Raw genomic sequence first — 25,061 nt, 5'->3', positions numbered from 1 at the left:
TCTCGCGGCCCCCACTAACAGTTACGACGACGAGTCACGACTCTCGCCCGCCGCGTCGCCGTCGTCCGCGCTCGTCTCCTCCTCGTCGCCGGCTTCGTCTTCGGTCTCCTCCTCGACGACGGTGACGCGCACCACGTCGAGCGGTATCTTCCGCATCCGCTGGCCGATCTCCTTGCGCGCGATGCGCGAGGCGTGCTGTTCGTCCTCGACGTTGAACACCGTCATCTCCAGTTCGAGGGCGACCAGTCCCTCGTCGGCCGCGACGAACGCCGGGTCGAGGTCCCCGTCGCAGTGCGGACACGCCCGACTCCCCATCGATATCTCGACGTAGTTCAGGTCGGGGTTCAGCATGTCGCCGGTCTTCGAGATGGCGATGCGCACCGCCTCGTCGGCGGACGCGACGTCGTACACCGGGACGGCAGCCTCGACGGCGACACGACACTCCATACCATGGGCTTTCTCGTGGGGTGTCATGAAGGTTCGCCCCGAGTCGTAACCGGGAAGCGCGGCCGACCCGTCGGTCCGCGTGATGGAAACCGGGCGGATACCGCTCGCCGCGCTGGCCGGGGGGTTCGACCTCCAGGCCACCGTCGAGAGCGGACAGACCTACACGTGGTCGCGGGAGGACGGAGGGATGTACGACGACGAACTCGCCCACGGCGGGGACGCCTGGTACTACACCGTCCTCCCGGAGACGGTGACGGGCGACGACCCCGCGGTGGTCCGCGCCCGGCAGTTCGACGGCGGCCTGGAGTGGGCGTCGAGCGTCGACGCCCACGACCACCTCGTCGAGTTGCTCCGACTGGACGACGACCTGGACGCCATCGTGGCGCGGACGCCGGATGACCCCCTGCTCGCGGCCGCCTACGACGCCTACCGCGGGATGCGCCTCGTGCGCGACCCGCCCTTCCGGACGCTCGTCTCGTTCATCTGCTCGGCGCAGATGCGCGTCGCGCGCATCCACGGGATGCAGACCCGCCTCGCCCGCGAGTTCGGCGACCCCGTCGCGTTCGACGGCGAGACGTACTACGCCTTCCCCCGACCCGACCAACTCGCCGAGGCGACCGAGGAACGTCTGCGCGAACTCGGACTCGGCTATCGAGCGCCCTACGTCGCCCGCACCGCCGAGATGGTCGCCGACGGTGAAGCCCACCCGCTCGCCGCCGCGGACCTCCCCTACGAGGAGGCCCGCGACTACCTCACGCGGTTCGTCGGCGTCGGCGACAAGGTGGCCGACTGCGTCCTCCTGTTCTCGCTCGGCTTCCTCGAAGCCGTCCCGCTCGACACGTGGATTCGTACCGCCATCGCGGACCACTACCCGGAGTGCGACCGGGGGAGTTACAGGGAGACCTCCCGGGCCATCCGCGAGCGCTTCGGCGGCGAGTACGCCGGCTACGCCCAGACCTACGTCTTCTTCTACCTCAGAACGGGCGGGTCGGTCTAGCTCTCGACCGGCTTACGCGCCTCGACGGTCGCCGAGACGAGGTAGTCGCTCGGGTCGTGGTCGTCGTCCCACTCGCGGATGAACCGCTCGCTCTCCGCCTTCGGCTCGATTCGGACGTCCTCGAACCCCACCCCGGTGAGCAGGTTCGCCACCACGTCGACCGTCTCCGCGCCCGCGACGCACGCCGAGAGCGACGCCGGGTCCCGGCGCGCCGACTCGGGTATCGGGGCGGTCCGGACGACGTCGGAGATGGCCACTCGTCCCCCGGGTGCGAGCGCCCGGAACGCCTCTTCGAACACCTGCTCCTTCGCCGGCGAGAGGTTGACGACGCAGTTCGAGACGACCACGTCGACGCTCCCGTCGGCGACCGGCAGGTGTTCTATCTCGCCGAGGCGGAACTCGACGTTCGTCGCGCCGTTCTCCTCGCCGTTCTCGCGGGCGCGTTCGACCATCTCGGGGGTCATGTCGACGCCGACGACGTGGCCCTCCTCCCCCACCGCCTGCGCGGCGAGGAAGCAGTCGAAACCGGCACCCGACCCCATATCGAGGACCCGCTCGCCCGGCGAGAGGGCCGCGAGCGCCGTCGGGTTCCCACAGCCGAGGCCGAGGTCCGCACCGTCGGCGACGGCGTTCAGGTCCTCTTCGGTGTCGCCGAGGTGTCGGCTCCCAGGTTCTCCCTCGCTCTCGTCCGAGTCGCAACAGCCGTCGTCGGAGCAACACCCGCTTCGCTCGGACGCGATGCTCGCGTACCGCTCGCGGACGATTCGTCGGTGGTCGTCCGCGTTCTCCACTCCCTCTCTCTCTCCGCGTTCCCGTTCTCGCTCACGATTCCTCCTCGCGCTCGCGCACCTCGTCGAGGGTGTCGGTCAGTCGCCGGGCGAGCGGGGTCGCCGAGTAGTACCGCCAGCGTCCCTCCGTGCGTCGGGTGACCAGCCCCGCCTCGTAGAGCCGCGAGAGCGCCTGACTCACGGCGCTCTGGCCGACGCCGAGACTCGGCTGGAGTTCGCAGACGCAGACGCCGTCGTCGCTCCCCGCCACGATGCGCAGCGCCTCGTAGCGCGTCGCGTTGCCGAGCGCCGACAACACTCGCACGTCCGCCGCCAGCGCCGACTCGGGGAGCTCGTGGCTCGCGCCACAGCACCCGGGTTCGCTCGTGTCGCCGTCCGGGTCCATCGAGGATTCCATATTAGCGATTTCTAATATTAGCGTACGCTAATATATCTGTTGCGCAGGTCGGCGTCCGCGACCGTGGTGATGGCGTGAGGGGCGACACGAGCGACGTTCGATTCGGCTACCGGGCGTCTCACGAGCGCTCCCGACGGCTACGGTGGGAACGCGAGTCCTATCGAGAGACCGTCCGGTAGGCTTATCCGCGTGGTCTCGACTGGGTCGAGTATCGGACGACCGTCCCCTCACGGCGACGGCCGACCCTCGACGCCTACCCCCTGACACAGACCCATGTCCACCGACACACCACGGCTCGCGTTCGTGTGCGTCCAGAACGCCGGTCGCTCGCAGATGGCGACCGCGTTCGCGAACCGAGAACGAGCGGCGCGCGGCCTCGACTGGGAGATACTCACCGGCGGCACCCACCCCGCGGACCACGTCCACGAGGAGGTGGTCGAGGTCATGCGCGAGGAAGGCCTCGACCTCTCGGCGACGACGCCCCGCGAGATATCGACCGAGGAACTGCGTACCTGTGACTACGTCGCCACGATGGGCTGTTCGACCCTCGACCTCGGCGACGCGGCGGGCGTCGACGTCCGCGACTGGGCGCTCGCCGACCCCGACGGGGAGGACCCCGAGCGCGTCCGGGAGATACGCGACGAGATAGCGCGCCGCGTCCGGGACCTGTTCGACGAGGTGGCCGCCGACGGGAACTGACACGCACTTTTTTCTCCGACCCCGTCGGAGCCGGAAGCATGGATGGGACACGCGCACACGTCTTCGTCTCCGGGAAGGTCCAGGGCGTCTGGTACCGCGACTCGACCCGGCGCGCCGCCCGCGAACGCGGCGTCGACGGCTGGGTCCGCAACCTCGACGACGGCCGCGTCGAGGCCGTGTTCGAGGGCCGGGAGGACGCCGTCGAGTCGATGGTCGAGTGGTGTCACACGGGGAGCGACCTCGCCCGCGTCGAGGACGTCGAGGTGGAGTACGGGGACCTGCAGGGCGAAGACGGCTTCTCGGTCCGTCGCTGAGGGCTCGACCACCGCCAGCGATAAGGGCGTCTACGGTGTTGCTCAGGTGACTCACCATGTCGACTCTCACCGACCACACGTACTGCCGGAGTTGCGGTACCGACCTCCCGGACGACACCGACGTCTGTCCCGAGTGCGGCGTCAACGTCCGCACCGACGACGTGGGCACCCCGACGGCCTACTGTCGGACGTGCGGCGAGGAGATAAAGGCGGCCGCGGAGATCTGCCCGCACTGCGGCGTCCGTCAGCGCTCGCCGCCGGGGTCTGCGACCGCCGACCTCTCGGCGTTCGTCGCGGAGAACCGCGCTATCGTCGCGGCGGCCGCGTCGTTCTTCCTCCCCGGCCTCGGCCAGCTCGTCAACGAGGAGGTCGGGAAGGGTATCGTCGTCTTCGTCGCGTTCCTCGCCGCGACGTTCTCGCTGGTCGTCCTCGTCGGCTTCCTCGCCGTCCCGGTGGTGTGGGCGTACGGCGTCTACGACGCCTACGTCACGGGGAAACGCCTGCAGGAGGAGTACCGGGCGACGTACTGAACAGCCACACCCACCCCGACGTCCGGGGTCACCTCGTCCGTCCGCCTCGCCGTCGCCCACACGCTTAATCCAGCGCCGGTCGAAGCGCGGCACATGATTTCGAGCGCCACGATGGCCGCCGTCGACGAGAACGCCGCCGCCCTCGGCGTCCCCCGGAAACAGCTCATGGAGTCGAGCGGGAACGCCGTCGCCCGACGGGTCCGCGAACTCGTCGACCCCGGCGCGGCCGTCGCCGTCGTCGCCGGCCGCGGGAACAACGGCGGCGACGCGTTCGTCGCCGCCCGCTTCCTCGACGACTACGACGTCACCGTCCACCTCCTCGGTCGTCCGGAGAGCATCACCACCGACATCGCCCGCGAGAACTGGGACGCCCTCGTCGAGTGCGAGTACGACGCCCGCGAGGTACGCGACTCGCGGGCGCTCGACCTCGGCGACCCGGACCTCGTCGTCGACGCGATGCTCGGGACCGGCGTGAGCGGCGCGCCACGCGACCCCGAGCGAAGCGCCGTCGAAGCTATCGACGCCACCGACGCCGTCGTCGTGAGCGTCGACGTCCCCTCCGGCGTGGACGCGGACACCGGCGAGGCGGCGGGCGTCGCCGTCGAGGCCGACCACGTGGTGACGTTCCACGACGCGAAGCCGGGCCTCGACGCCCTCGCGGCCGAGGTGACGGTGGCGGACATCGGCATCCCGCCGGCCGCCGAGCGCTTCGTCGGCCCCGGCGACCTGCGGTCCATCCGTCGCGACCCGAACGCGAGCAAGGGTGACGCCGGCCGGGTGTTCGTCGTCGGGGGCGGTCCCTACACCGGTGCACCGGCGCTGGCGGGACAGGCGGCCCTCCGGGCCGGTGCCGACCTCTCGTTCGTCGCCGTACCCGAGTCGGTGAAGACGCCGATACAGGCCTACGCCGAGGACCTCATCGTCCAGCCCTACGAGGGGGAGCGCCTCACGCCGGAGCACGTCGACGACCTCGTCCGAACAGCGACCGACCACGACGACGTCGTCGTCCTCGGTCCCGGCCTCGGGAGCGCGGACGAGACGCTCGACGCGGCGCGGGAGTTCCTCGCGTCGTTCGACGGGCGCGTCGTCGTCGACGCCGACGCCCTCCCCGTCGTCCCCGAGGTGGAGACGGACGCGACGCTGGTCTGCACGCCGAACCGCAACGAACTCGCGGAGATGGGCGGCCCCGAGGTCGACGACCTGCGCGACCACCTAGGTGAGGTCGAAGGATTCGCGGCCGACCTCGGACACGTCGTACTGGCGAAGGCGAAGGACGACGTGGTCTCCGACGGCGAGCGCACCCGGGTCTGTCGGGCCGGCACCCCGGGGATGACCGTCGGCGGGACGGGCGACACGCTCGCGGGCGTCACCGCCGCGATGCTCGCCACGCACGACGCCTTCGACGCCGCCTGCGTCGCCCCCTACGTCAACGGGCGGGCCGCGGAACTGCTCGAAGCCGACCACGGCGACGGCCTGCTCGCCTCCGACCTGCTGGAGGCTATCCCGCGGGCCGTGTGGGGTGAGCGCGATGCGTGACGAGTCGGACGGGTCGTCGGAGGACCTGACCCACACCGACGAGGAGGGGAACGTCCAGATGGTCGACGTGGGGGCCAAACCGGACACCGCCCGGCGGGCGGTCGCCGCCGGCGAGATTCACCTCTCGCGCTCGACGGTCGAGGCCATCCGGACCGACGCCGTCGAGAAGGGGGACGTCCTCGCCACCGCCCGCGTCGGTGCGGTTCAGGCGGTGAAACACACCTGGGAGACGGTGCCCATGTGCCACCAGATACCCATCACGAACGTCGACACCGCCTTCGACGTGCGCGACGACCGCGTCGTCCTCGAAGTCGCCGTGGAGACGACGGGCAAGACCGGCTGCGAGATGGAGGCGCTGGAGGGCGTCACCACGGGGTTGAACGTCGTCTGGGACATGGTGAAGGCCGCGGAGAAGGACGCGGATGGCCAGTACCCGGGAACGCGCATCGAGGCCGTCCGCGTCGTCACGAAGGAGAAGCGCGAGCTACCGTAGCGCCGCCTCGCCCGCCGCGAGGACGTCCGAGCGCGTGCACTCCGCCAATCCCTCGAAGCCCTGGCGCTCGACGAGCTCCTCGCCCACGGCCGCCGCGACGCCACCCAGCGCCCGGTCCACGACGAGCGGTTCCGAGGAACCGAGCGACTCGCTCAGCGCGGTCCAGCGCTCCGTGAGCGTCTGTGCGTCGGCCTCCCGCCAGGGGCGAGGGCCGTCGGGGTCGGTGCGGTCGGCGAGGCGCTCGCCGGCCGCCCGGACGAGCAGGTGTTGCCAGCGAAAGGAGGCGTGTTCGATACGCTCGCGTAGCCACGCCTCGCCGTACAGTCGCGCCGCGGTGGGTCCGACGGCGTCCGCCCACCCCTCGACGCCGGCGTTGAACGACAGCTGGACCTCGCGCTCGGGGTAGCAGGTCCCGTCGACGCCGCCGAACGCCTCGGTGACGGCGGCGCTGTCGCTCCACCCGAGCGCGACGGAGAGCGGCCCGTCGAGGGTGAGTTCGCGCTCGCAGGCGTCGAGGGCGACGGTGACGAGCGCGCGCGCCTCGCTCAGTTCCCGTTCGGTCGGCCGCAGGTCGTAGGACATGCTCGGAGGGTCGCGCGAGGGCGTCAAAAAGCGGTCGGGACTACGACTCGGCGACGGCGGGGAGGTCGTTCGCACGGGCCCGGGACTTCTCGACGACGACCGGGCGGGCCTCGAAGTCGACGACGACCTGCTCGCCGTAGTCGACGTCGTTGACGTTGGCGTTGTCGTGAATCCAGGAGACGAGGCTCATCGTCTCGTCGCTCATCGGGAGGACGAGGCGCTCGTGCTCGTACGGCGGGAGTTCGCGGTCGATGCGGTCGAGGAGGTCCTCGACGCCGGTGCCCTCCGTCCCGCTCACCGCGACCGGGTACGGCGCGAGCGCCGAGAGCGCGGCGGCCTTCTCCTCGACGTCCTCCTCCGGCACCCGGTCGACCTTGTTGAGGACGGTGACGATGGGCGCCTCGTTGCGTTCGTACAGCGTGTCGTGGCTGGTGACGACCTTCTCGCGGATGTCCTCGATCGGTTCGCTCACGTCGACCACGAGGAGGACCAGGTCCGCGCGGTAGACGGCGTCGAGCGTGGACTTGAACGACTCGACCAGCCAGTGGGGCAGGTCGGAGATGAACCCGACGGTGTCGGTGACGAGGACGTCGCGCCGGTCCATGTCCGCCCGGCGGGTGGTCGTCCCGAGGGTGGTGAACAGCCGGTCGCGCGACTCGGCGGTGGTGTCGAGGTCCGGGTGGAGCCCCTCGTTCTCGTCGACGTCGAGGTCGGCGGCGAGTTGGCGCAGGAGGGTGGACTTCCCGGCGTTGGTGTAGCCCGCGAGCGCCACGAGGTCGAACCCCGACTCGCGCCGACGCTCGCGGCGGTCTTCCTCGTCGCGCTCTATCTGTGAGAGTTCCTCGCGGATGCGACTGATGCGCGACTTGATGTCGCGTTCGCGCGACTCGTCGTACTCGCCGAGGCCCATGAAGCCGGGGCGCTCGTCGCGTCGGGCGAGGCTCACCTTCGCCTCGACGCGCGGGAGTTCGTAGCGCAACTCCGCGAGTTCGACCTGCAACTGTGCCTTTCGCGTCCGCGCGCGCTGGCCGAAGATGTCGAGGATGAGGCGGAACCGGTCGAGTACCTCGACGCCGTCGGGCAGTCGCGTGCCGAGGTTGTACGTCTGGTAGGGGCCGAGGCGGTTGTCGAAGACGACGGCGGCCGCCTCCGTCCGGCGGACGAGCCTCGCCAGTTCGTCGACCTTCCCCTCGCCGAGACAGAGCGCGGGGTCCTCCTTCCGGGTCTGGGTCACCTCGCCGGCGACGCGATAGCCCGCCGCCCGGGCCAGGTCGCGTATCTCTCCGGTGTCGGGCGCGCCGCTGTCGGCTCGCTTCGCGATAACCGCTCCGTCGGGGTCTCGCTCTGTGCCAGTCACTCACGCGCGGGTAGGTCAGCCACCTATTTAACTTCCGGGCCGGCGAAAGAGTGATTACCTATAAGATTCTGAGAGAATCACGTGAGCGTAGAACTAAACGCGGCCCAGCTGGGTCTCGACGTGGGCACGGGCGGCGTCGTCGGCGCCGTCACGGGGTTCGCCGCGAAGAAACTGACCAAACTCGTCGCCGTCCTCGTCGGCGTCCAGCTGGCGCTGTTCAAGTACCTCGAATCGCAGCAGCTCCTCGTCGTCGACTGGGACCGGCTGACGGCCGGACTGCTCGACGTCGGGGACGTCGCCGCCTCGGGGGCGCCCCCATCGTGGGTGACCTCGCTCCTCTCGACGGCCTCCGTCTCCGGCGGGTTCGCCGCGGGCTTCCTCGTCGGGTTCAAGGCCGGGTGACCGACGACCCTCGCCCTTCTTCAGTCTCCCTCACTCCGTTCAGCGCGTGCTCAGTTCGTCCTCGTCCTTCACGACGCGAGTGTCGGCCTCGCCGCTCGACGTCTCGTTGACGAGGTCGTAGAACTCGTTCTGGAGGCCCGCCGGGAACTCGAGGACGCCGACCCACGACCCGTCGCTCTGCCACTCCTCGCGCTGGAGGTCGCCGAACTGTCGGATGCGCGCCTGCGCGCTGCCGGCGTACTCGGCGGGCACGCGCACTGCCATCACCACCTCGTCGAAGCGGATGGGGATGACCGGACGGAGAGTGTCGAGCGCGTCGTCGACCTGGTTCTCGACGGGTGTCATCGGGTCGACCCTGAACCCCGCCTCCTCCAGCGCGCGCTCGATGCGCTCGGGCGGGTGGGGGGCGTCGTCCATCTGCGGGTTGACCGCGTTGCGCGCGATGGTGTCGATGAGCCGTCTCCGCTTCTGTTCTTGCATCTCGCGGCGCTGGTCGGCCGTTATCTGTATCTCGCCGCGCTCGATGACCTCGGGGATGATCTCCATGGGGTCGGTCGTCCCGAAGACGTCCTCCAGGTCCGTCTCGGCGGGCCGGTCCCCCCGGGAGGCGTCCTCGAAGACGTCCTCGGCGGCGATGACCTCCTCTAGCTCGCCGTCGAACTCGCCTCGCTTGATGGCCAGTGCCGCGTCGGGGTCAACGAGCACCTCGAACCGCGCACCGTGCGACTCGAGCCGCGCCGTCACGGCTTCGTCGAGTGATATCATGGGGGATTGTACCGCCCGCCCCGTTATGTGTGTTTCTTCGGCGGCGAGTGTCCTGTGCGTCGAGACGAGGTGAGAAGACCGGGCCGCGCCGTAGGGGGTTACTCCTCGTCGGCGAGGAGGTCGTGGGCTTCGAGGTGTTCGCGGATCTCGGCCTCGCCGAGTTCGCGGTACTGGTCGGTCTCGGCGTCGACGAGCGCGAGGCCGAGGCCGTCGGGTCGGAGTCCCTCCTCGGAGACCGACGCGAGCGCGCTGAGCGCGAGGTCGACGCCGGCGTCGAGGTCCATCTCCTCGTCGTAGTGCTCCTTGAGGTGGTCCTCGATGTCGTTGCGGTCCGCGCCGACGGCGAGCGCCTTCCACTCGTAGGGCGTCCCCGAGGGGTCGGTCTCGAACAACCGGGGGGTGCCGGTGTCGTCGACGCCGCCGATGATGAGCGCGACGCCGAACGGGCGGGCGCCGCCGACCTGCGTGTACTGCTGGATGTTGTCGGTGACGGCCTTCGTCAGCGTCTCGACGCTGATCGGTTCGCCGTAGCGCAGTTGGTTGATCTGTGCCTGTCGGCGCGCGTAGTCGATGAGCTGACGGGCGTCGGCGACGTGGCCGGCGCTCGCGATGCCGATGTGGTCGTCGGCTTTGTGCAGTTTCTCGACGCTCGAACCCTCCAGCAGCGGAGAGCTGATGCGCTTGTCTGCGAGGAGGACGACGCCGTCGCTCGTTCGCACACCGATACTCGCGGACCCGCGTTTGACGGCCTCGCGAGCGTACTCGACTTGATAGAGCCGTCCGTCCGGGGAGAAGATGGTTATCCCCCGGTCGTAGGCCTGCTGTTGACTTTGACCCTGCATCGTTAGGTGAGATCGTGTCCTGTCGCCCCCGCGAACCCCGAGTCGACCCGCACGTCGACGCGGTCGCCCCGCACGACTGCGGGTCGCTCGGCGCTCTCGAACGCGACGGTGTTCTCCTCGGAAAGTTCCCGCGGGCGCCGTATATACCTTTCTTCGCAGGCTCGGACCGTCCCGCCCACGCCACGGACTGTCACCCGGAGGGGGTGGCCGTCGACCTCGGCGAGACAGGCGAGCACCGCCCGCCCCCGCTCGACCTCCCCCCGACGGACCCGGACGACGGCGTGGCCGACGCCGTCCTCGAAGGCGAAGCCGTACACCGTCAGGTCGAGGGCGGCGCTGCCGACGTCGCCGACGAGGTTCTGGGCCGCGTACCACAGGTCGCGCTGGAACGCCCCGCGGTCGACCGTCGCGTCGGGCCACCCCTCCAGCCCGACGCCGAGGTACCGCCAGCGCGGCCGGAGGTGCTTCGGGAGGTGGCGCATCTACCGGCCGTCCCCGGTGCTGTCGCCGGTGCCGGTCGCCCGTTCCGCCACGAGGACGCCGAACTGCTCGTGGACCATCTCGACGGCCGTGAGCGCGAACCCCGCGTCGGTGAGCGCGTCGGCGAGGACGCCGACGGTCGCCGGGTCGTCGACCTCCGGGCTGTACAGCGGCGACTCGGGGTCGGCCTCGCCGAAGAGCATCACGTCGCCGAGGACGAACCGTCGGGGACCCAACCCCGCGACGACGTCGATGGCCTCGCGCTTCTCCTCGTCGCCGAGGTGGTGCATGGCGAAGTTCGAGACGACGACGTCCACGGAGCCGTCGACGTTCGGGTCGCGGAAGCTCCCCTCGCCGAACTCGACGTTGTCGAGGCCGCGCTGGGCGGCCTTCTCGCGGGCCCGTTCCATCATCCCCTCGCTGATGTCGCGGCCGACGACGCGCTTCGCCCGGTCGGCGAGCGCGAGGCCGATGGCCCCCGTCCCGCAGCCGAGGTCGAGGACGACGTCCTCGGGGCCGGGGTCGGCGTAGTCGACGACCAGCGAGACGCAGGCCCGGTACTCGTCGGTCTGGTTCTGCGTGTCGTCGTACTCGCCCGCCACCTCGTCGAAGCGCGCCGCGTGCTCCTCAATCGGTCTCTTCATACCTGCCACGTCGGACCCCCGGCTCAATGAACGAATCGGAGCGTCGCTCGCGGTTCCGGGCGGCCAGTCGCCCCCACTCGCGTCCCCCCTCGCGCACCTGCTCGGGGGCGAACCCGCAGAGTTCGCCGACGGCGACGAGTTCGCGGGGGGCACGGAGGTGGAGGTGACTGCGCGCGTCGGCGCTCACGACGTAAGGCGTGTCGTACTTCTCGACGAGTTCGCGGAGTTTCCGGAGGCCGGCGATGGCCCGGACGCGCTCGCCCCCGTCGGCCCTGAGCACCCGAGAGAAGTCGAACTCCAGTCGGACGCCGTTGTCGGCGGCCGCCCGCGCGAGGACGTGGTTCACGTCGCCGTCGCGCATCGGGTGGGCGAGGACGTCGACGCGCTCGTCCTCGACCGCGAGGCGGTTGAGCGCCCCCCCGTGGACGCAGACGAGCGTCCGGCGCTCGCGGTGGCGCTCGACGAATGACGACGCCCGCGAGCGGTCCTCGGCGCGCACCTCGACGGCGTCGACGACGTCGATGCCGGACGCCTCGGCGGCCGACTCGGGGTCGTAGTGTGCGGGGGCGTCGCCGTGGTTGCGGACGACGACGCCCTCGTACCCCTGCTCGGCCGCCGTCAGCGCCATGCGGGCGACGGTGCTCTCACCGTCGGGGCGGGCGTGGACGGCCTCGTACATACCCGTCGTTCACCCGTGGCCGGTTTGACCGTTGTGTTCTCGCCGAAGAATCCGGCGTGCCGGGCCACGCCGGGACCGCCGTCGCGTGGACCGTCCGTCCCGGTCCGCGCGGCGGTCACTGCGCCCTCCACGGCCGGGGAGTTAGTTAGCCGGAGAGTGAGGCGGGACGCTCACGACAACGGTGAGATTATCCGTGGGGACTCAGAGGTCGGCGAGCGTCTCGCGGGCGTTCGCCACGGCGGCGTCCTTCTTCGCGGGATAGGCCTCGACCTTCGCGCGAAAGGAGAGGCCGGCGCCGAGTTCGACGTCGCCGCGGAAGGCCGACTGCTTGTCGAGGTAGAGGTACAGTTCGCAGTTGTCCGTCACGCGCCGGTCGAGCTGGTCGAGCACCGTCTCCAGGTCGGCCGAGGTCGCCAGCGTCGAGAGGACGTGTCGCACGTCGTCGGCGCGCTCGACGCGCGCCGAGAGGACGACGATGGGGTCGCCGTGGTGGCCGACGTTCTCGACGCGCTCGACGGCGAACTCCTCGGGGAGGAACGTCCGGAGGGCGTCCTCGACGCGCCGCTCGTCCTCCGTCGCGTAGGCGAACGCCTGCAGGTCGACGTAGTGGAACGGGACGCCCGACATCGACGGCCTACTCCTCGTCCTCGACGGCCTCGAGGGAGTCCTCGGGGACGCCCTGTTCCTGGCCGTCCTCGAAGCTCACCGTGTAGGTGGCGTCGCCGAACATGTTCTCGATGACCTGCGTCACCGTGCCCGTCTGGCCGTCGTAGTCGCTGTGCTGGTCGTGCAGGACGACGCGGTCGTCTTCGTCGAATGCCATGCCCGAGATACCCGAGGGTGGAACAAAAAGGGAGTGATTCGCCGAGTCGGTCACCCGAGGCTGGCGACGTCCGCCTCCAGTTCGTCGGCGTATTGCCGTCGAATCTCCAGCGCCCGCTCGCGGGGTATCGTCCAGTTCTGCTCGATGCGCTCGGCGATGGGGTCGTACCGGGCCACGTCGAAGCCCATCCGCAAGAGGTAGTCCTGGACGCGCACCGAGCGAACCCCCTCGCTGATGGCCTCGCGGCTCAGTTCCTGGAGTTCCGCGAACGACGGGACGCCGATGCGGTCGGCCCAGACGCCGGTGTCACCGACCACGACCTCCTTGTGGTCGGTCTGCTCGAGCAGTCGGAGGACGTCCGCGACGAGCAGGAGCGTCTGACTCGGGAGGGCGGCGTCCGGCGCGCGCCACTCGACCGTCGGCGAGCGCTCGCGGAGTCGCACGGGCGTCAACACGGCGTCGTCGGGCGAGAAGTACCGCTCGAAGCGGTCGCGAGGGACGCCGCGCTCGGCGGCCATGCGCCCGAGGTCCGCGTGGTGTTCGGCCACCCGTTCGTCCCACTCCTCGCGGTCCTCGACGTAGTCCCAGAGGTCGCGATACCGTGCGAACTGCCGGTGGGCCTCGTAGCGGTAGACCGCGGCGCGCGAGGAACTCGCCACCTGGCTGTTGCTGAAGTACGGCGAGGAGTTGACGAGCGCCAGCGCCGGGTCGAGCGCCGTCAGCAGGTTGAGCTGTCGGGTCACGTTCCCCTTGTCGAAGTGAACGTGCGTCCCGGCGCAGTGTTTCGCGTACTCGAGTTCGTCGCCGTAGATGCGCTGGAGGAGGCGCCCCCGCTCGCTGGTGATGGGGAGGGACTCGCTGGCGAGCGGCGACCCGAGCGGGACGAGCCGACAGTCGTAGTCGTGAACGAGCATCAGGGCCGTCTCCAGGACCTCACGGAGGGTCGATTCGAGGGCCGACAGCGAGGAGACGGGCGGCGTCTGTATCTCCAGCAGCGGCGGAACGAACTCCTCGACCAGGTGCTCGTTCGCCGCGACGAGGTCTGGCGGAACGTCGACCAGTTCACCCCGTCCGTCTATCAGCCAGTATTCCACTTCGAGTCCTATCTTCATCGTAATCACCGCAGGGCCGGGCGTCGACGCCCGAAAGGAGAGTGCCGGAGGGTCGCGCACGCCGTCGACTCGCGTTCCGTGTGGGTCGAACCGGCGCCGTGCCGACCCACCCCGTCGACTGTCCTATCCTGTCCTTCACCAGACCACAGGCCCGTTTATACTTTCTCGACGGTTTCACGGAGCGTTCGGCCGCGCGCGTGGCGGTCGTCCGTCGTCGCGACCAAAGGGGCGTGCGTGGACCGTGCCGTGGCGACGGTCGGCCGTCCACACTCTTCTTCTTAGAACACTAAGCGCTCTAAGCCAGTTAAGCTATCGTTACTGGACGGGTCGTGCGAGCGAGCCGACCCTCCCGGCGGGCGAGCCCTCTTGTCCCCACCTCGCGTACCCCCGCCGATGAGTGACATCGGACGGCGGGGTGAGCGATGGGACTCGTGAGCGTGACGTGTCCGGCCTGTGGAGCGGCGACGTACGTCTCGCTCCCGGCGGGGCGGCGGTTCGTCGGGTCGGAGGCCGACGCCTCGGCCCGGCCGGACCTGGAGACGACGCCGACCCCGTGCGACGAGTGCGGGACGGAGTTCCCCGTCGTTCACGGTCCCGAGCAGTAGCTGAACGAAACGAACGGTCCCGAACCGTTACTCCGGGGCGAACCTCTCACCCTCGCGAGCGTCGGCGTCCATCCGGCGGAGGGCGGCGCGCGCGGTCCCGGCGTCGTAGCCGAACAGCACGTCCTTGCAGTAGACGTCGGCCACCTCCATCGCCTTGATGAGGCGGTCGAGGTCCACGTCGACGGCGTACAGTTCGATGGAGAAGGGCGTCACCAGTTCGTCGACGAACCCCGTGGCGATGACCTCCAGCCAGTACGTCGTCGAGTAGGCCATGTCGTAGATGGGGACGACGAACTCGTCGACGTACTCGTCGAGGGCGGCGGGGTCGACGCCCGAGCGCTCCGAGAGGTGACCGGGATAGGGGTCGGGGTACAGCGTCAGGTGCAGTCGCCCCGGAACGCGCTTCCTGGCCTCGGCGACGAACTCCTCGATGACGTGCGCGCGCCACGCGAAGCGGTCCTCGAAGCCGCTCTCGGCGAACCGTCTCTGACACCGCTCACAGAAACAGTACTCGGGACGGGGGAAGCCCACGTCGTCGAGGCGGACGTCCGGCGAGACGGCGGCGCAGTCCTCGATGGTCTCGAGCAACCCCTCGCGGTAGGCGTCGTGGGTGGGACAGACGTACGACCAGTCGAAGTACGTCCGCTCGCGGGTGGCGGGGTCCCCCTCGTCGTTCACCGGGAGGAGGTCGGGGTTCGCCCGCGTCGCGGCGTTGTCGGCGAAACACGACACCATGTTCACGGCCCCCGAGACGGGTTCCGAGGCGCGCCCGGAGACGTCCTTCGCCTCGTAGAACGCCCTGTCGAACTCCGGCCACTCCAGTTCCGGCGGGTTCCGCGTGACGACACCGTACATACCGAGAGATGCGTCGGGGCACGCCTAAGTGGTTCGTTCGATAGTCGTGTGCCGTTCGGTAGTCGTGTGCCCTCACTGCGGACCATTCGGCACCGACGCGTCGCTCGCGGGTCGACGGTGCCCCCGGAGGGGGCGGAGAAGCGGGGGAGTTCGACTATCGCTTCGCGTAGAACGCGACGGCGATGGCGAGCAGTGCGACGAACGCGAGTACGCTCTTCTGCATCGTCCGACTCTCTTCTCGAACCGTTATATTCTTTTCCCCGTGAGTGAGGTCAGAGGTGGGCCGCGATGTCCTCTCGGAGGATGGTGTCGCAGTAGGCGCACCTGACGCCGCCGTCGAGGACGTCGAAGGCGGACTCGACGGGTTCGTTCCCGGTCGTGATGCAGTTGTGGTTCGGGCAGGTGAGCACGCCCGTCACGCGCTCGGGGCGGACCACGCGGTTCTTCTCGACGACCTCGTAGTCCCGGACGATGTTGATGGAGGCGGCCGGTGCGATGAGCGAGATGACGTCGACCTCCGCCTGGCTCAGTTCCCGACCCTCGACCTTCACGATGTCCTTCTGGCCGAGGCGGTCGCTGGAGACGTTCATGCCGACGCTGACGGCCTCGCCGGCCGACCCGTCGATGCCGAGGATGGCGAGGACGTTCAGCGCCTGCCCGCCCGGGACGTGGTCGATGACCGTCCCGCTGCGTATCTTGGCGACCCGGAGCGTGTCGTCGCTCATCGGTCCTCACCCCCGAGGAGGGCCGAGAGCAGCGCCATCCTGACGGGCACCCCGTTGTGCGCCTGCTCGAAGTACGTCGCGTGGGGAGTCGAGTCGACGTCCGGCGCGATCTCGTCGACGCGCGGCAGGGGGTGCATCACGGTGAGGTCGTCGCTCGCGTCCGCCAGGGTGGCCTCGTCGATGCGGTACTGGCCTGCGACGGCCCGGTACTCGTTCTCGTCGGGGAACCGCTCGCGCTGGATGCGCGTCACGTAGAGCACGTCGAGGTCCGGGAGCACCTCCGCGAGGTCGGTGTGTTCTCTGACCTGTGCGCCGGCCTCGTGGAGGTCGAAGCGCACCGACCGGGGGAGACGGAGGCTCTCGGGGCTGATGAACTGCTGGCGGGCGTCGAAGTTCGTGAGCGCGCTCGCCAGCGAGTGGACCGTCCGGCCGTACTTCAGGTCGCCCATGATGCCGATGGTGAGGTCGTCGAGCCCCGCGTTCTCCCGGATGGTGTAGAGGTCGAGCAGGGTCTGGCTCGGGTGTTGCCCCGCGCCGTCGCCCGCGTTGACCACCGGGACGTCGACGAACTCGCTGGCCATCTTCGCCGCCCCCTCGCTCGGGTGGCGGAGGACGATGGCGTCCGCGTATCCCTCGACGACGCGCACCGTGTCCGCGAGCGTCTCGCCTTTCTTGACAGACGAGGCCTCCGCCGACCCCATGTCGACGGTGGTGCCCCCGAGGCGCTTCATCGCGGTGTCGAAGCTCATCTTCGTCCGCGTACTCGGCTCGAAGAACAGCAGGGCGAGGACGTCGTCCGCGTGGTCCGGCGGGTCGTCGGCGATGGTCGCGGCACGGTCGAGCACGGCCTCGATGTCGTCCCGCGAGAGTTGGTTCGCGCTGAGTAGATGGTCGTGCCGCATCAGTTGCACCGGTGACACCGAACGGCTTGAATCCCTCGGACCCGTCCGGCGAAGGTTCTTGTAGGGAGAGGGGGCCAGAGCGCCCATGCTCGCGGTCACCGGCGGGAAGGGCGGCGTCGGCAAGACGACGACGGCACTCGGCGTCGCGGAGGCGCTCGCCCGGGCGGAGGGAGGGGCGGTCGTCGTCGACGCCGACCGTGAGATGCCAGACCTCGCCCGACTCGCAGGCTGTACGCCGGCGGACCCGGCCGCGACCCCGAGTCGGGGCGTCGAGGCACTCGCCGCGGGCGTCCCCCTCGACCGTGCGGGTCGCTCACCCCCCGACTGCGCCGGCGTCACCGTCGTCTCGACGGGGCGGTGTTCGGACGCGACCCTCCGACGGGCGCTCGCACGCGTCGCACGCGCGGACGTCCCCGTCGTCGTCGACTGTCCCGCCGGTGCGGGGACCGGTACCGCCGTCCCGCTCGCGTGCGCACGGACGGCGCTCGTCGTCTCGACGCCCACCCCGGCCGCCCTCCGCGACGCGGCCAAGAGCGCAGCCATGGCGCGGGCGCTCGACACCCCACCCCTCGGTTCGGCGCTCACCCGCTGTCGGACACCCCCAGCGGGCGTCGACCGACTGCTCGGGTGTCCCGTCCGCGCCCGTATCCCGCCGGCGACGTCACCGCGAGAGAACGACGCCGTACGGGCCGCATACCGACGACTCGCGGAACGTTTCACATCGCATCTACCCTGACCAGAATAGCTATACGTATCGAGAAACATTACTTTCTCGGATAGTTATGGAGGGACGACTGCGAACGGGAGTGGAGGTGCTCGACCGGAAGCTCGGGGGCGGCATCCCCGCCGGGAGCACCGTCGCCCTCTGTGCGCAGCCCGCCAGCCAGGCGGAGCTCCTCCTCCACGAGCTCTCGGCGACCCGGGGGACGCTCTACGTCACCCTCGGGCGGACGGAGGCCGCCGTCGAGGCGAGCATCCGCACCTCGCCGGCGCACGCCGGTGAACCGACCGTTCGACACGTCACCGGCGACGCCCCCCTCGACAACACGGCGAAACTCGTCGGCGCGCTTCCGGAGGCGTCGAACCTCATCGTCGACCCGGCGGACGTCCTCGAACGGTGCGACCCCGACCGCTACCGCAACTTCCTCAACGACCTCCAGAACCACCTCTCGAACACCGGTGGACTCGCCGTCCTCTACTGTCTCGCGGGCCACGACGTACCGCCAGGTCGAGACACGACCAGACACATGGCGGACGTAGTGTTCGACCTGAAGACGCACGTCGGCAGCGACACCATCGAGAACCGCCTGACCGTCCCGAAGTTCCGTGGCGGGCGGGCGCTCTCGGACGTCGTGAAACTCGAACTGGCCGAGCGCGTGGCCATCGACACCAGCCGCGACATCGCGTGAATCCGACCGATTCGGCGCCCCTTACCACGAGCCGGTTCCGTCGACTCCCTCGCCCTCGTCCGGTTCGAGGGGCGACGGGGCGACGTTCGCGCTGCAAGGATATCGTTACACCTCGCAACTCGTTGCGATAGTTAACCCCCGAACCACCGGACGGGAGCGGTGTGAAACGGTCCGAAACTCCGCGGGACCGTGCAGAACGTACTCACAGGGCTATAACCCTGGGGGCTCCTGATGCAAGTGATTCGTGATGGACGACGCCACCACCGGACTACTGACGAACCACCGCCGTCGGTACGTGCTCTCGTACCTCGACGAGCGCGCCGGCGAACCGGTGTCGGTGGACGCCCTCGCAAGCCAGGTAATCGCGCGCGAGCTGGTGATGGGTTCAGGGTCGGTCGACCCGGACTCCGTCGAGGTCACCCTCGCTCACGTCCACCTGCCGAAGCTGGCCGCCGCCGGAGTCATCGAGTACGACCGCGACGCCGCGACGGTGCGGCGTCGTCTCGACGACACGGACGTAGTCCTCGAAGAGCGCACCGCCCGCGTACTGGAAGGAAGTTCCGCGTAAGGTTCGGGGGGGCCCACGGCACGCCGGCCACCCCCGCTTTTCTCTCTACTCCTCGTCGAGTTCGTCGACGATGTCGTCCGCGTCGACGTCGGCCTCCTCGAGCGCCGCTTCGAGGTCGCCGCCGCCCATACCGCCCATGCCACCCATACCGCCCATCATGCCACCCATGCCGGCGGCCTGGTCCTCGATGGTCTCCTGGATGATGACGCGGTCGAGACCGACCTGGTCCATGATCTGTTGCGCGATCTGTTGTTTCTGGAACATCCACTGCTGGTTGAACGAGAGCTGCGGGGTCGCCTCGACGTAGAGCGTCTCCTTCTCGACGGTGACGGTCTCGTACTCGGGTTCGGCGTCCTCGTCTTCCTCGTCCTCCTCGTCCTCCTCGTCCTCGTCGGACTCGACGAGCTGTTCTTCCTCGACCTCGTCGGTCTCGACGGACATCTCGAGGTCCGCGTCGAGGTACATGCCGAACAGCCCCTTCGCGCGGTCGAGCGTGTCCTCGACGACGTCGACGACCTCGTACTCGTACTCGATGTCCTCGCCCGCGAGCGGGTGGTTGAAGTCGACGCGGGCGCGTCCGCCGATGATGGTCTCGAGGTACCCCTGCTGGTTGTCGACCTGCACCTGCGCGCCGGGGTAGCGGTCGTCCTCGGGTATCTTGTCGGCGCTGACGGTCTTGACCTCCTCCTGGTTGTACTCGCCGAAGGCTTCGGCGGCCGGGACGGTGACGGAGCCGCTGTCGCCGACCTCCTTGCCCACGATGTCGTCCTCGACGGCGTCGAAGATGTGGCCGGCACCGAGGACGATGACGCGCGGTTCGAACGCGCGCTCCTCGGTGTCGATGCCCTCCTCGTCCGCGACCTCCTCGTCGGTCGTGTCGACGAGCTGGTCCCCCTCGACCGTGCGGGCGGTGTAGGCGAGGCGGACGAAGTCGCCGTCCTGCAGTCCGTCGGCCTCGGCCGTCTCGGCCTCCTCGGCCTCGGTCTGCTCGTGCTCAGTCTCCTCGGGTTCGTCGCTCATGTCACACACCTCCTCCCGAAGCGCCCTTAATAACCACGTTTCGAAGAGCCGGGTGTGCCGGCGTACCACGGTCCGGTGCGGACCGCTTTTGCCCCTCCGCCGCGCGCCCCCGGTATGTACGAAGTGGAGGTGAAGCTCCGCGCGGACCACGACCGACTCCGCGAGCGACTCGACGACCGCGCAGTCCACGAGGTGACCGTCGACCAGGCCGACACCTACTACGACGCCCCTCACCGGGCCTTCGGTGAGACCGACGAGGCGCTCCGTATCCGACGCGAGACCCCCGCCGACGGCGAGGAGGCCGCCCGCATCACCTACAAGGGGCCGCTGGTCGACGGCGACTCGAAGACCCGAGCGGAGTTCGAGACGGGCGTCGACGACGGGGAGACGATGGGAGCGGTCCTCGACCGGCTCGGCTTCACGCCGGTCGCGACCGTCGAGAAACGCCGTCGGGTCTACTCGCTCGACGGCTACACGGTCGTCCTCGACGAGGTGACCGACCTCGGACAGTTCGTCGAAATCGAGCGCGAGTGTGCGGAGGGGGCGGTCGAGGCGACCCGCGAGGGCGTGTTCGAACGCTGTCGGGACCTGGGTCTCGACCCCGACGACCAGCTGCGTACGTCGTACCTCGAACTCCTCCTCGGAGATAACTGATAGGAATATTTCGACCGTTCGAGGTTTCCGTAAGTTATACCTCCGGAGGCGGTGAACGACGGACAATGACCGACCGCAACATTCGCGTCGAGCCGATGGCCGGGCTCGCCGTCGAGGACCAGGAGGTCGAGATCGTCGAGCGGAAGGGACTCGGCCACCCCGACTCTATCTGCGACGGTATCGCGGAACACGTCTCGCAGGCGCTCGCGCGCGAGTACCTCGACCGCGTCGGGACGGTCCTCCACTACAACACCGACGAGACGCAGCTCGTCGCCGGCTCGGCCGCCCCCGCCTTCTCCGGCGGCGAGACTATCGCCCCCATCTACCTCCTCATCGTCGGCCGCGCGACCAAGGAGTACGAGGGGACGAAGATACCGACCGAGACCATCGCCCTCCGCGCCGCCCGCGAGTACGTCGACGCGCACTTCCCCGAACTGGAGTTCGGCACCGACGTCGTCGTGGACGTGGAACTCGGCGAGGGCTCCGGCGACCTCCAGGAGGTCTTCGGCGACGAGGGACGGTCGGTCCCGATGGCCAACGATACGAGCTTCGGCGTCGGCCACGCGCCGCTCACCGAGACCGAGGAGATCGTCCTGAACGCCGAGCGACGGCTCACCGGCTCGTACGGCAGCGACCACCCCGAACTCGGCCAGGACATCAAGGTGATGGGCAAGCGCGAGGACGACCGCATCGACGTGACCGTCGCCGCCGCCATGGTCGACGCCTACGTCGACGACATGGACGACTACCGCGACGCCGTCGACGCCGTCCGCGAGTTCGTCGCCGACCTCGCGAGCGAGTACACCGACCGCGAGGTGGCCGTCCACGTCAACACCGCCGACAGCTACGAGGAGGGCGCCATCTACCTCACCACCACCGGCACCTCCGCCGAACAGGGCGACGACGGGAGCGTGGGGCGGGGTAACCGCGCCAACGGCCTCATCACCCCCAACCGCTCGATGAGCATGGAGGCCACCAGCGGGAAGAACCCCGTCAACCACATCGGGAAGATATACAACCTCCTCTCGACCGACATCGCCGAGTCGGTCGTCGCGGAGGTCGACGGCATCCGCGAGATACGCGTCCGACTGCTCTCGCAGATCGGCAAGCCCATCGACGACCCCCACGTCGCCGACGCGGCGCTCGTCACCGAGGACGGCGTCGACGTCGCCGACATCGAGGCGGAGGTGGCCGCCGTCGTCGACCGCGAACTGTCGGACGTCACCTCCATCACCGAGCGCGTCATCGACGGCGAACTGACCACGTTCTGAACCACCGTTCCGGGCGGGAATCGCGCGCACGACTCCGTCGCGCTCGCTCACCTCTCGCTGATCCACCGACGTCGTGAGACGCGAAGCGCCTCGCAGGCTCCCGCAACCGCGACGCGGTTCCGAGCGGACCGGAAACGACCGCAGACCCGGAGCGTCCGCAGGACGGCACTTCCGTTCCGCTCGTCCGTGGGGCGACCGTCGTTCGGACCTCCTCCCCGGGTGACCAACTCACCCACCTCTCGCCGTTTCCCCGGCACCGCTCCACAGACGCCCGCTGCTCGAAACGTCGCGTAACGAAACCGCTTTGCCGCGCCTGCGTCCAGTAGGCGCATGACCACGGTCTGTCTCGTCGGGAACGAGGACTGCGACCTGCGCTACGAGTTGCTCTCCCGCGAGACCTCCCGCGAGGCGCTCTCGACCTACCGGCTCCAGCGGCCGTTCGAGAACAGCGTCGCCGTCGAGACCATCAGCCTCGGGAGCGCCGTCTCGCTGCTCAACGACCTCAACTGGTACCTCGTGCGGTTCGCGGAGGCGGCGCTCGTCCTCGAACCCTCCGTGAGCGAGACGGAGTGGCTCTCTCGCGCGCTCGCGGGCGCCATCCGCGAGGGGAGCGTCGTCCCCGAGGAGTCGGGCACCTACCTGAAGGTGTACGGGCTGGCGCGCGCGGCCGACGCGGCTGGGGACGACGACGAGAGCGTGGGAGATGGCGAGGGAGAGAGCGTGGGAAGGGAGACGGACGGGGGGCTCCTCCGCCCGGTCGAACCCATGTACGTCACGCGGACGGGACCGACCCTGCCGGAGTACGACCTCCGCGACGTTGAGGAGACGCTCCACGTGCGCGTCACCGAGGCCGAGTTCGGCGGCTGACCCGACCCTTTTCCCGACGGCCGCCGGGGCTGTCGGGCGGGGACAGAGAGTAAGGGTTTACTCGCCGGGAGGGGCAGGTGGGGTATGGAACTGGGGTCCGCCGACGCGTTCGACCGGATGGGGACGCTCGGCATCGAGGAGGAGTTCTTCGTCGTCGACGAGCGCGGACGGCCCACCTCCGGGACGGACGAACTCGTCTACGAGACGGACCCCCCGGCGGTGCTCCGCGACCGACTCGACCACGAACTATTCAAGTGCGTCATCGAGACGCAGACGCCGACGCTCGACTCCCTCTCGGACGCGCGGACGGCCCTCCGCGACGTGCGCGAGGCGCTGGTCGCCCACGCCGAGGCCCACGGCTACGGCGTCGCGGCGGCGGGCCTCCACCCGGCGGCCACCTGGCGCGAACTCGAACACGCGGAGAAACCGCGCTACCGCACCCAGTTGGAGCGCATCCAGTACCCCCAGCACCGGAACACGACGGCCGGCCTGCACGTCCACGTCGGCGTCGACGACGCGGACAAGGCGACCTGGGTGGCGAACGAACTGCGCTGGCACCTCCCCGTGATGCTCGCGCTCTCGGCGAACTCGCCGTTCTGGGACGGCTACGACACCGGCCTCGCCTCCGCGCGGGCGAAGGTATTCGAGGGCTTGCCGAACACCGGGATGCCGACGGCGTTCGACTCCTTCGCGGAGTACCTCGAACTCGAACGGCTGATGGTCGAGACCGACTCCATCAGCGACCGCGGGGAACTGTGGTACGACGTCCGGCCTCACTCCGGCCACGGGACGGTCGAGGTCCGGACGCCGGACGGGCAGGCCGACCGGGAACACGTCCTCGCGTTCGTCGAGTACGTCCACGCGCTCGTGACGGACCTCGCCGAGCGCTACGAGGACCACCCCGACCCGTGGGCGGAGAGCCGTCACCGCCGGGCGGGGTTCCAGCACCGCCGCGAGACGCTCGACGAGAACAAGTGGCGCGCGATGCGCTGGGGGCACGAGGCGTCGTTCATCGACCGCGACTGCGAGGGGACCTGCACCCTCGGGGAGGCGGTCGACCGGACCTGCGACCGCCTCGGCGTCGACGGCGTCCGCCGGGTGTACGACGCCGAGAGCGGCGCCACCCGACAGCGTCGTCTCCTGCGCGAACGGGGGTTCGACGCGCTGTGTGAGTCGCTCCGCCTCTAAGCGAGGATTTTTATTGACTAATTCCTAGGCATCGGTTACACTCAACCCATGTCCACGGATGACAAGAACGAGGACGCCACGGGCGTCCGAGACGGAAGCGTCCGCGAGCGGCTCGAATCGGAGGCCGACAGGGCCGTCGAGACGCTCGACGACGGACTGGTGGACCTGCTCACGTGGGTCCTCGACACGGAGACGCGCGCCCGCATCTACATCTACCTCCGCGAGCGGCCCAACTCGACGAGCGAGGAGATATCCGACGGGACGGGACTCTACCCGAGTACGGTCCGCGAGGCGCTCGCGGAACTGAACGACGACGGGAAGGTCCACCGACGCAAGCGCGAGTCCGCCGGCGCGGGCAACAACCCCTACGAGTACGTCGCCATCGCCCCGAACGACCTCGTCACGGACATCGTCGGGGACGTCCAGGAGGAACTGAACACGGTGTTCAACCTCGACGACGCGCTCGCGGACCGCCGGAGCGACGCGCGCCCGGTCCGCATCACCGTCGAGCGGCCCGCGGAGGAGACGGCGGACGACGACTGAGCGACACGTCCCCGGATGACGAGAGCCGAAGGCATAAGCCGGGTGCGGCCCTCGGCGCACGTATGAATGTCGCGCTCGGGGGGACGTTTGATCCGGTGCACGACGGCCATCGAGCACTGTTCGAGCGGGCGTTCGAACTCGGTGACGTCACGGTCGGCCTGACCAGCGACGAACTGGCACCGAAGACGCGCAACGAGGAACGCCACGTCAAGTCCTACGAGGAGCGCCACGCGGCGCTGAAGCGCGAACTCGCGCCGCTCGCGGAGCGACACGACCGCGAGTTCGAGATACGTCGCCTCGACGAACCCACCGGCATCGCCACGGAGGAACCCGACTTCGACTACCTCGTCGTCTCGCCGGAGACCACCCGCGGCGCCCAGGAGGTCAACGACATCCGGGCGACGAAGGGCCTCGACCCGCTCGACGTCGTGGTCGTCGACCACGTCCCCGCCGAGGACGGCGAGCGAATCTCCTCGACGCGCATCGTCCGCGGCGAGATAGACGAACACGGCAACCGCACCCCCGAGGCGTCCGGTCGACCGGCCCCCCACGAACAGGGACGCTGAG

At 69.5% G+C, this 25,061-nt stretch carries 34 protein-coding genes; 17 read left to right on the top strand and 17 right to left on the bottom strand.

Going from position 1 to position 25,061, the window contains the following annotated elements:
- Positions 1-21: 21 nt before the first annotated feature.
- Entirely contained in the window at positions 22-447 is a 426-nt protein-coding gene (locus tag P1Y20_RS03990; RefSeq protein ID WP_304447362.1) for a DUF555 domain-containing protein, read from the bottom strand.
- 82 nt (positions 448-529) lie between these two features.
- Between P1Y20_RS03990 and P1Y20_RS03985 the strand changes: the two genes are divergently transcribed.
- Positions 530-1,444, top strand: a complete 915-nt coding sequence (locus tag P1Y20_RS03985) for a DNA-3-methyladenine glycosylase family protein (protein WP_304447361.1) — start codon at positions 530-532, stop codon at positions 1,442-1,444.
- Here P1Y20_RS03985 and arsM read toward each other — a convergent pair.
- Together arsM and P1Y20_RS03975 are read right to left on the bottom strand one after the other, a co-directional pair.
- On the bottom strand, positions 1,441-2,235 hold the full coding sequence (gene arsM, locus P1Y20_RS03980; RefSeq protein ID WP_304447360.1) for an arsenite methyltransferase: 795 nt from the start codon (positions 2,233-2,235) through the stop codon (positions 1,441-1,443). The genes P1Y20_RS03985 and arsM overlap by 4 nt on opposite strands.
- 31 nt (positions 2,236-2,266) lie before the next feature.
- Positions 2,267-2,629 carry an ArsR/SmtB family transcription factor gene (locus tag P1Y20_RS03975; protein ID WP_304447359.1) on the bottom strand — a complete coding sequence of 121 codons (363 nt, stop codon included), beginning with the start codon at positions 2,627-2,629 and terminating at the stop codon, positions 2,267-2,269.
- 273 nt (positions 2,630-2,902) lie between these two features.
- Between P1Y20_RS03975 and P1Y20_RS03970 the strand changes: the two genes are divergently transcribed.
- The 5 genes from P1Y20_RS03970 to moaC all read left to right on the top strand — a co-directional run bounded on the left by P1Y20_RS03970 (position 2,903) and on the right by moaC (position 6,201).
- Positions 2,903-3,328: an arsenate-mycothiol transferase ArsC gene (locus tag P1Y20_RS03970; protein WP_304447358.1), complete on the top strand. Its 426-nt coding sequence runs from the start codon at positions 2,903-2,905 to the stop codon at positions 3,326-3,328.
- Between the two features lie 38 nt (positions 3,329-3,366).
- Complete coding sequence (locus P1Y20_RS03965; protein ID WP_304447357.1) at positions 3,367-3,642, top strand: acylphosphatase; 276 nt, start codon at positions 3,367-3,369, stop codon at positions 3,640-3,642.
- 56 nt (positions 3,643-3,698) lie between these two features.
- The gene (locus P1Y20_RS03960) at positions 3,699-4,172 is read left to right on the top strand and encodes a zinc ribbon domain-containing protein (protein WP_304447356.1); all 474 of its coding nucleotides are present in this window, start codon (positions 3,699-3,701) and stop codon (positions 4,170-4,172) included.
- Between the two features lie 93 nt (positions 4,173-4,265).
- Positions 4,266-5,708 (top strand): NAD(P)H-hydrate dehydratase, encoded by a 1,443-nt coding sequence (locus tag P1Y20_RS03955; protein WP_304447355.1) that lies wholly within the window; start codon positions 4,266-4,268, stop codon positions 5,706-5,708.
- A complete protein-coding gene (gene moaC, locus P1Y20_RS03950) occupies positions 5,701-6,201 on the top strand; it encodes a cyclic pyranopterin monophosphate synthase MoaC (RefSeq protein ID WP_304447354.1) in 501 nt (166 codons plus the stop codon). The genes P1Y20_RS03955 and moaC overlap by 8 nt, the downstream gene beginning before the upstream one ends.
- Here moaC and P1Y20_RS03945 read toward each other — a convergent pair.
- Together P1Y20_RS03945 and hflX are read right to left on the bottom strand one after the other, a co-directional pair.
- Positions 6,193-6,783, bottom strand: a complete 591-nt coding sequence (locus P1Y20_RS03945) for a hypothetical protein (protein WP_304447353.1) — start codon at positions 6,781-6,783, stop codon at positions 6,193-6,195. The genes moaC and P1Y20_RS03945 overlap by 9 nt on opposite strands.
- Positions 6,784-6,823: 40 nt before the next feature.
- Positions 6,824-8,140, bottom strand: a complete 1,317-nt coding sequence (gene hflX, locus P1Y20_RS03940; protein WP_304447352.1) for a GTPase HflX — start codon at positions 8,138-8,140, stop codon at positions 6,824-6,826.
- Positions 8,141-8,221: 81 nt separating this feature from the next.
- Here hflX and P1Y20_RS03935 point away from each other — a divergent pair, with 81 nt between their 5' ends.
- Positions 8,222-8,542 (top strand): FUN14 domain-containing protein, encoded by a 321-nt coding sequence (locus P1Y20_RS03935; protein ID WP_304447351.1) that lies wholly within the window; start codon positions 8,222-8,224, stop codon positions 8,540-8,542.
- Positions 8,543-8,581: 39 nt separating this feature from the next.
- On the opposite strand, the gene P1Y20_RS03930 is transcribed toward P1Y20_RS03935, so the two are convergent.
- From P1Y20_RS03930 to P1Y20_RS03895, 8 genes are all read right to left on the bottom strand, one after another.
- Complete coding sequence (locus P1Y20_RS03930) at positions 8,582-9,307, bottom strand: ribosome assembly factor SBDS (RefSeq protein ID WP_304447350.1); 726 nt, start codon at positions 9,305-9,307, stop codon at positions 8,582-8,584.
- 98 nt (positions 9,308-9,405) lie between these two features.
- On the bottom strand, positions 9,406-10,149 hold the full coding sequence (gene psmA, locus P1Y20_RS03925) for an archaeal proteasome endopeptidase complex subunit alpha (RefSeq protein WP_304447349.1): 744 nt from the start codon (positions 10,147-10,149) through the stop codon (positions 9,406-9,408).
- 2 nt (positions 10,150-10,151) lie between these two features.
- The gene (locus P1Y20_RS03920) at positions 10,152-10,631 is read right to left on the bottom strand and encodes an Rpp14/Pop5 family protein (RefSeq protein ID WP_304447348.1); all 480 of its coding nucleotides are present in this window, start codon (positions 10,629-10,631) and stop codon (positions 10,152-10,154) included.
- A complete protein-coding gene (locus tag P1Y20_RS03915; RefSeq protein WP_304447347.1) occupies positions 10,632-11,273 on the bottom strand; it encodes a methyltransferase domain-containing protein in 642 nt (213 codons plus the stop codon).
- Entirely contained in the window at positions 11,257-11,952 is a 696-nt protein-coding gene (locus tag P1Y20_RS03910; protein WP_304447346.1) for an RNase P subunit p30 family protein, read from the bottom strand. Before P1Y20_RS03910 ends, P1Y20_RS03915 begins: the two co-directional genes overlap by 17 nt.
- A gap of 201 nt (positions 11,953-12,153) precedes the next feature.
- Complete coding sequence (locus P1Y20_RS03905; RefSeq protein ID WP_304447345.1) at positions 12,154-12,579, bottom strand: RNA-binding protein; 426 nt, start codon at positions 12,577-12,579, stop codon at positions 12,154-12,156.
- A gap of 7 nt (positions 12,580-12,586) precedes the next feature.
- Positions 12,587-12,775 carry a DUF1918 domain-containing protein gene (locus P1Y20_RS03900; RefSeq protein WP_304447344.1) on the bottom strand — a complete coding sequence of 63 codons (189 nt, stop codon included), beginning with the start codon at positions 12,773-12,775 and terminating at the stop codon, positions 12,587-12,589.
- 50 nt (positions 12,776-12,825) lie between these two features.
- Positions 12,826-13,887: a glutamate-cysteine ligase family protein gene (locus tag P1Y20_RS03895; RefSeq protein ID WP_304447343.1), complete on the bottom strand. Its 1,062-nt coding sequence runs from the start codon at positions 13,885-13,887 to the stop codon at positions 12,826-12,828.
- Positions 13,888-14,309: 422 nt separating this feature from the next.
- Between P1Y20_RS03895 and P1Y20_RS03890 the strand changes: the two genes are divergently transcribed.
- On the top strand, positions 14,310-14,492 hold the full coding sequence (locus P1Y20_RS03890) for a hypothetical protein (RefSeq protein WP_304447342.1): 183 nt from the start codon (positions 14,310-14,312) through the stop codon (positions 14,490-14,492).
- A gap of 27 nt (positions 14,493-14,519) precedes the next feature.
- Here P1Y20_RS03890 and P1Y20_RS03885 read toward each other — a convergent pair whose 3' ends face one another.
- The 3 genes from P1Y20_RS03885 to pyrB form a co-directional block, all read right to left on the bottom strand.
- Positions 14,520-15,347, bottom strand: a complete 828-nt coding sequence (locus tag P1Y20_RS03885) for a hypothetical protein (protein WP_304447341.1) — start codon at positions 15,345-15,347, stop codon at positions 14,520-14,522.
- A 272-nt stretch (positions 15,348-15,619) separates the two neighbouring features.
- The gene (gene pyrI / locus P1Y20_RS03880) at positions 15,620-16,072 is read right to left on the bottom strand and encodes an aspartate carbamoyltransferase regulatory subunit (RefSeq protein WP_304447340.1); all 453 of its coding nucleotides are present in this window, start codon (positions 16,070-16,072) and stop codon (positions 15,620-15,622) included.
- A complete protein-coding gene (gene pyrB, locus P1Y20_RS03875; protein ID WP_304447339.1) occupies positions 16,069-16,974 on the bottom strand; it encodes an aspartate carbamoyltransferase in 906 nt (301 codons plus the stop codon). The genes pyrI and pyrB overlap by 4 nt, the downstream gene beginning before the upstream one ends.
- Positions 16,975-17,059: 85 nt before the next feature.
- Between pyrB and P1Y20_RS03870 the strand changes: the two genes are divergently transcribed.
- The 3 genes from P1Y20_RS03870 (at position 17,060) to P1Y20_RS03860 (ending at position 18,951) form a co-directional block, all read left to right on the top strand.
- Positions 17,060-17,710 carry a MinD/ParA family ATP-binding protein gene (locus P1Y20_RS03870; RefSeq protein WP_304447338.1) on the top strand — a complete coding sequence of 217 codons (651 nt, stop codon included), beginning with the start codon at positions 17,060-17,062 and terminating at the stop codon, positions 17,708-17,710.
- A gap of 46 nt (positions 17,711-17,756) precedes the next feature.
- The gene (locus tag P1Y20_RS03865; protein WP_304447337.1) at positions 17,757-18,383 is read left to right on the top strand and encodes an RAD55 family ATPase; all 627 of its coding nucleotides are present in this window, start codon (positions 17,757-17,759) and stop codon (positions 18,381-18,383) included.
- Between the two features lie 247 nt (positions 18,384-18,630).
- A complete protein-coding gene (locus tag P1Y20_RS03860; RefSeq protein WP_304447336.1) occupies positions 18,631-18,951 on the top strand; it encodes a DUF7344 domain-containing protein in 321 nt (106 codons plus the stop codon).
- 45 nt (positions 18,952-18,996) lie between these two features.
- On the opposite strand, the gene P1Y20_RS03855 is transcribed toward P1Y20_RS03860, so the two are convergent.
- A complete protein-coding gene (locus P1Y20_RS03855; protein WP_304447335.1) occupies positions 18,997-19,971 on the bottom strand; it encodes an FKBP-type peptidyl-prolyl cis-trans isomerase in 975 nt (324 codons plus the stop codon).
- 114 nt (positions 19,972-20,085) lie between these two features.
- Here P1Y20_RS03855 and cyaB point away from each other — a divergent pair, with 114 nt between their 5' ends.
- The 6 genes from cyaB to P1Y20_RS03825 all read left to right on the top strand — a co-directional run bounded on the left by cyaB (position 20,086) and on the right by P1Y20_RS03825 (position 25,060).
- Complete coding sequence (cyaB, locus tag P1Y20_RS03850; RefSeq protein ID WP_304447334.1) at positions 20,086-20,625, top strand: class IV adenylate cyclase; 540 nt, start codon at positions 20,086-20,088, stop codon at positions 20,623-20,625.
- A 65-nt stretch (positions 20,626-20,690) separates the two neighbouring features.
- Positions 20,691-21,896, top strand: a complete 1,206-nt coding sequence (locus tag P1Y20_RS03845) for a methionine adenosyltransferase (protein ID WP_304447333.1) — start codon at positions 20,691-20,693, stop codon at positions 21,894-21,896.
- 330 nt (positions 21,897-22,226) lie between these two features.
- A complete protein-coding gene (locus tag P1Y20_RS03840; RefSeq protein ID WP_304447332.1) occupies positions 22,227-22,763 on the top strand; it encodes a DUF5804 family protein in 537 nt (178 codons plus the stop codon).
- 84 nt (positions 22,764-22,847) lie between these two features.
- Entirely contained in the window at positions 22,848-23,951 is a 1,104-nt protein-coding gene (locus tag P1Y20_RS03835; RefSeq protein WP_304447331.1) for a glutamate--cysteine ligase, read from the top strand.
- Between the two features lie 48 nt (positions 23,952-23,999).
- A complete protein-coding gene (locus tag P1Y20_RS03830) occupies positions 24,000-24,494 on the top strand; it encodes a winged helix-turn-helix domain-containing protein (protein ID WP_304447330.1) in 495 nt (164 codons plus the stop codon).
- Positions 24,495-24,556: 62 nt separating this feature from the next.
- Positions 24,557-25,060 carry a phosphopantetheine adenylyltransferase gene (locus tag P1Y20_RS03825; RefSeq protein WP_304447329.1) on the top strand — a complete coding sequence of 168 codons (504 nt, stop codon included), beginning with the start codon at positions 24,557-24,559 and terminating at the stop codon, positions 25,058-25,060.
- Position 25,061: the final 1 nt, after the last annotated feature.

Origin of the sequence: Halomarina ordinaria (assembly GCF_030553305.1) — an archaeon.
GTDB classification, from domain to species: Archaea; Halobacteriota; Halobacteria; order Halobacteriales; family Haloarculaceae; genus Halomarina; species Halomarina ordinaria.
Note: the sequence above shows the minus strand (reverse complement) of the source record. Positions and strands in the feature narration are given on the sequence as shown.

Coding starts and splice junctions, on each gene's coding strand:
- cyaB (WP_304447334.1), top strand. CDS start 20,086: ATGTACGAAGTGGAGGTGAAGCTCCGCGCGGACCACGACCGACTCCGC.
- P1Y20_RS03960 (WP_304447356.1), top strand. CDS start 3,699: ATGTCGACTCTCACCGACCACACGTACTGCCGGAGTTGCGGTACCGAC.
- P1Y20_RS03900 (WP_304447344.1), bottom strand. CDS start 12,775: ATGGCATTCGACGAAGACGACCGCGTCGTCCTGCACGACCAGCACAGC.
- P1Y20_RS03830 (WP_304447330.1), top strand. CDS start 24,000: ATGTCCACGGATGACAAGAACGAGGACGCCACGGGCGTCCGAGACGGA.
- P1Y20_RS03970 (WP_304447358.1), top strand. CDS start 2,903: ATGTCCACCGACACACCACGGCTCGCGTTCGTGTGCGTCCAGAACGCC.
- P1Y20_RS03825 (WP_304447329.1), top strand. CDS start 24,557: ATGAATGTCGCGCTCGGGGGGACGTTTGATCCGGTGCACGACGGCCAT.
- P1Y20_RS03860 (WP_304447336.1), top strand. CDS start 18,631: ATGGACGACGCCACCACCGGACTACTGACGAACCACCGCCGTCGGTAC.
- P1Y20_RS03990 (WP_304447362.1), bottom strand. CDS start 447: ATGGAGTGTCGTGTCGCCGTCGAGGCTGCCGTCCCGGTGTACGACGTC.
- P1Y20_RS03840 (WP_304447332.1), top strand. CDS start 22,227: ATGACCACGGTCTGTCTCGTCGGGAACGAGGACTGCGACCTGCGCTAC.
- P1Y20_RS03895 (WP_304447343.1), bottom strand. CDS start 13,887: ATGAAGATAGGACTCGAAGTGGAATACTGGCTGATAGACGGACGGGGT.
- P1Y20_RS03905 (WP_304447345.1), bottom strand. CDS start 12,579: ATGTCGGGCGTCCCGTTCCACTACGTCGACCTGCAGGCGTTCGCCTAC.
- pyrI (WP_304447340.1), bottom strand. CDS start 16,072: ATGAGCGACGACACGCTCCGGGTCGCCAAGATACGCAGCGGGACGGTC.
- P1Y20_RS03955 (WP_304447355.1), top strand. CDS start 4,266: ATGATTTCGAGCGCCACGATGGCCGCCGTCGACGAGAACGCCGCCGCC.
- P1Y20_RS03855 (WP_304447335.1), bottom strand. CDS start 19,971: ATGAGCGACGAACCCGAGGAGACTGAGCACGAGCAGACCGAGGCCGAG.
- P1Y20_RS03930 (WP_304447350.1), bottom strand. CDS start 9,307: ATGATATCACTCGACGAAGCCGTGACGGCGCGGCTCGAGTCGCACGGT.
- P1Y20_RS03920 (WP_304447348.1), bottom strand. CDS start 10,631: ATGCGCCACCTCCCGAAGCACCTCCGGCCGCGCTGGCGGTACCTCGGC.
- P1Y20_RS03915 (WP_304447347.1), bottom strand. CDS start 11,273: ATGAAGAGACCGATTGAGGAGCACGCGGCGCGCTTCGACGAGGTGGCG.
- moaC (WP_304447354.1), top strand. CDS start 5,701: ATGCGTGACGAGTCGGACGGGTCGTCGGAGGACCTGACCCACACCGAC.
- P1Y20_RS03885 (WP_304447341.1), bottom strand. CDS start 15,347: ATGTACGGTGTCGTCACGCGGAACCCGCCGGAACTGGAGTGGCCGGAG.
- P1Y20_RS03890 (WP_304447342.1), top strand. CDS start 14,310: ATGGGACTCGTGAGCGTGACGTGTCCGGCCTGTGGAGCGGCGACGTAC.
- P1Y20_RS03975 (WP_304447359.1), bottom strand. CDS start 2,629: ATGGAATCCTCGATGGACCCGGACGGCGACACGAGCGAACCCGGGTGC.
- P1Y20_RS03835 (WP_304447331.1), top strand. CDS start 22,848: ATGGAACTGGGGTCCGCCGACGCGTTCGACCGGATGGGGACGCTCGGC.
- P1Y20_RS03945 (WP_304447353.1), bottom strand. CDS start 6,783: ATGTCCTACGACCTGCGGCCGACCGAACGGGAACTGAGCGAGGCGCGC.
- P1Y20_RS03845 (WP_304447333.1), top strand. CDS start 20,691: ATGACCGACCGCAACATTCGCGTCGAGCCGATGGCCGGGCTCGCCGTC.
- P1Y20_RS03985 (WP_304447361.1), top strand. CDS start 530: ATGGAAACCGGGCGGATACCGCTCGCCGCGCTGGCCGGGGGGTTCGAC.
- P1Y20_RS03910 (WP_304447346.1), bottom strand. CDS start 11,952: ATGTACGAGGCCGTCCACGCCCGCCCCGACGGTGAGAGCACCGTCGCC.
- P1Y20_RS03865 (WP_304447337.1), top strand. CDS start 17,757: ATGGAGGGACGACTGCGAACGGGAGTGGAGGTGCTCGACCGGAAGCTC.
- pyrB (WP_304447339.1), bottom strand. CDS start 16,974: ATGCGGCACGACCATCTACTCAGCGCGAACCAACTCTCGCGGGACGAC.
- psmA (WP_304447349.1), bottom strand. CDS start 10,149: ATGCAGGGTCAAAGTCAACAGCAGGCCTACGACCGGGGGATAACCATC.
- P1Y20_RS03870 (WP_304447338.1), top strand. CDS start 17,060: ATGCTCGCGGTCACCGGCGGGAAGGGCGGCGTCGGCAAGACGACGACG.
- P1Y20_RS03965 (WP_304447357.1), top strand. CDS start 3,367: ATGGATGGGACACGCGCACACGTCTTCGTCTCCGGGAAGGTCCAGGGC.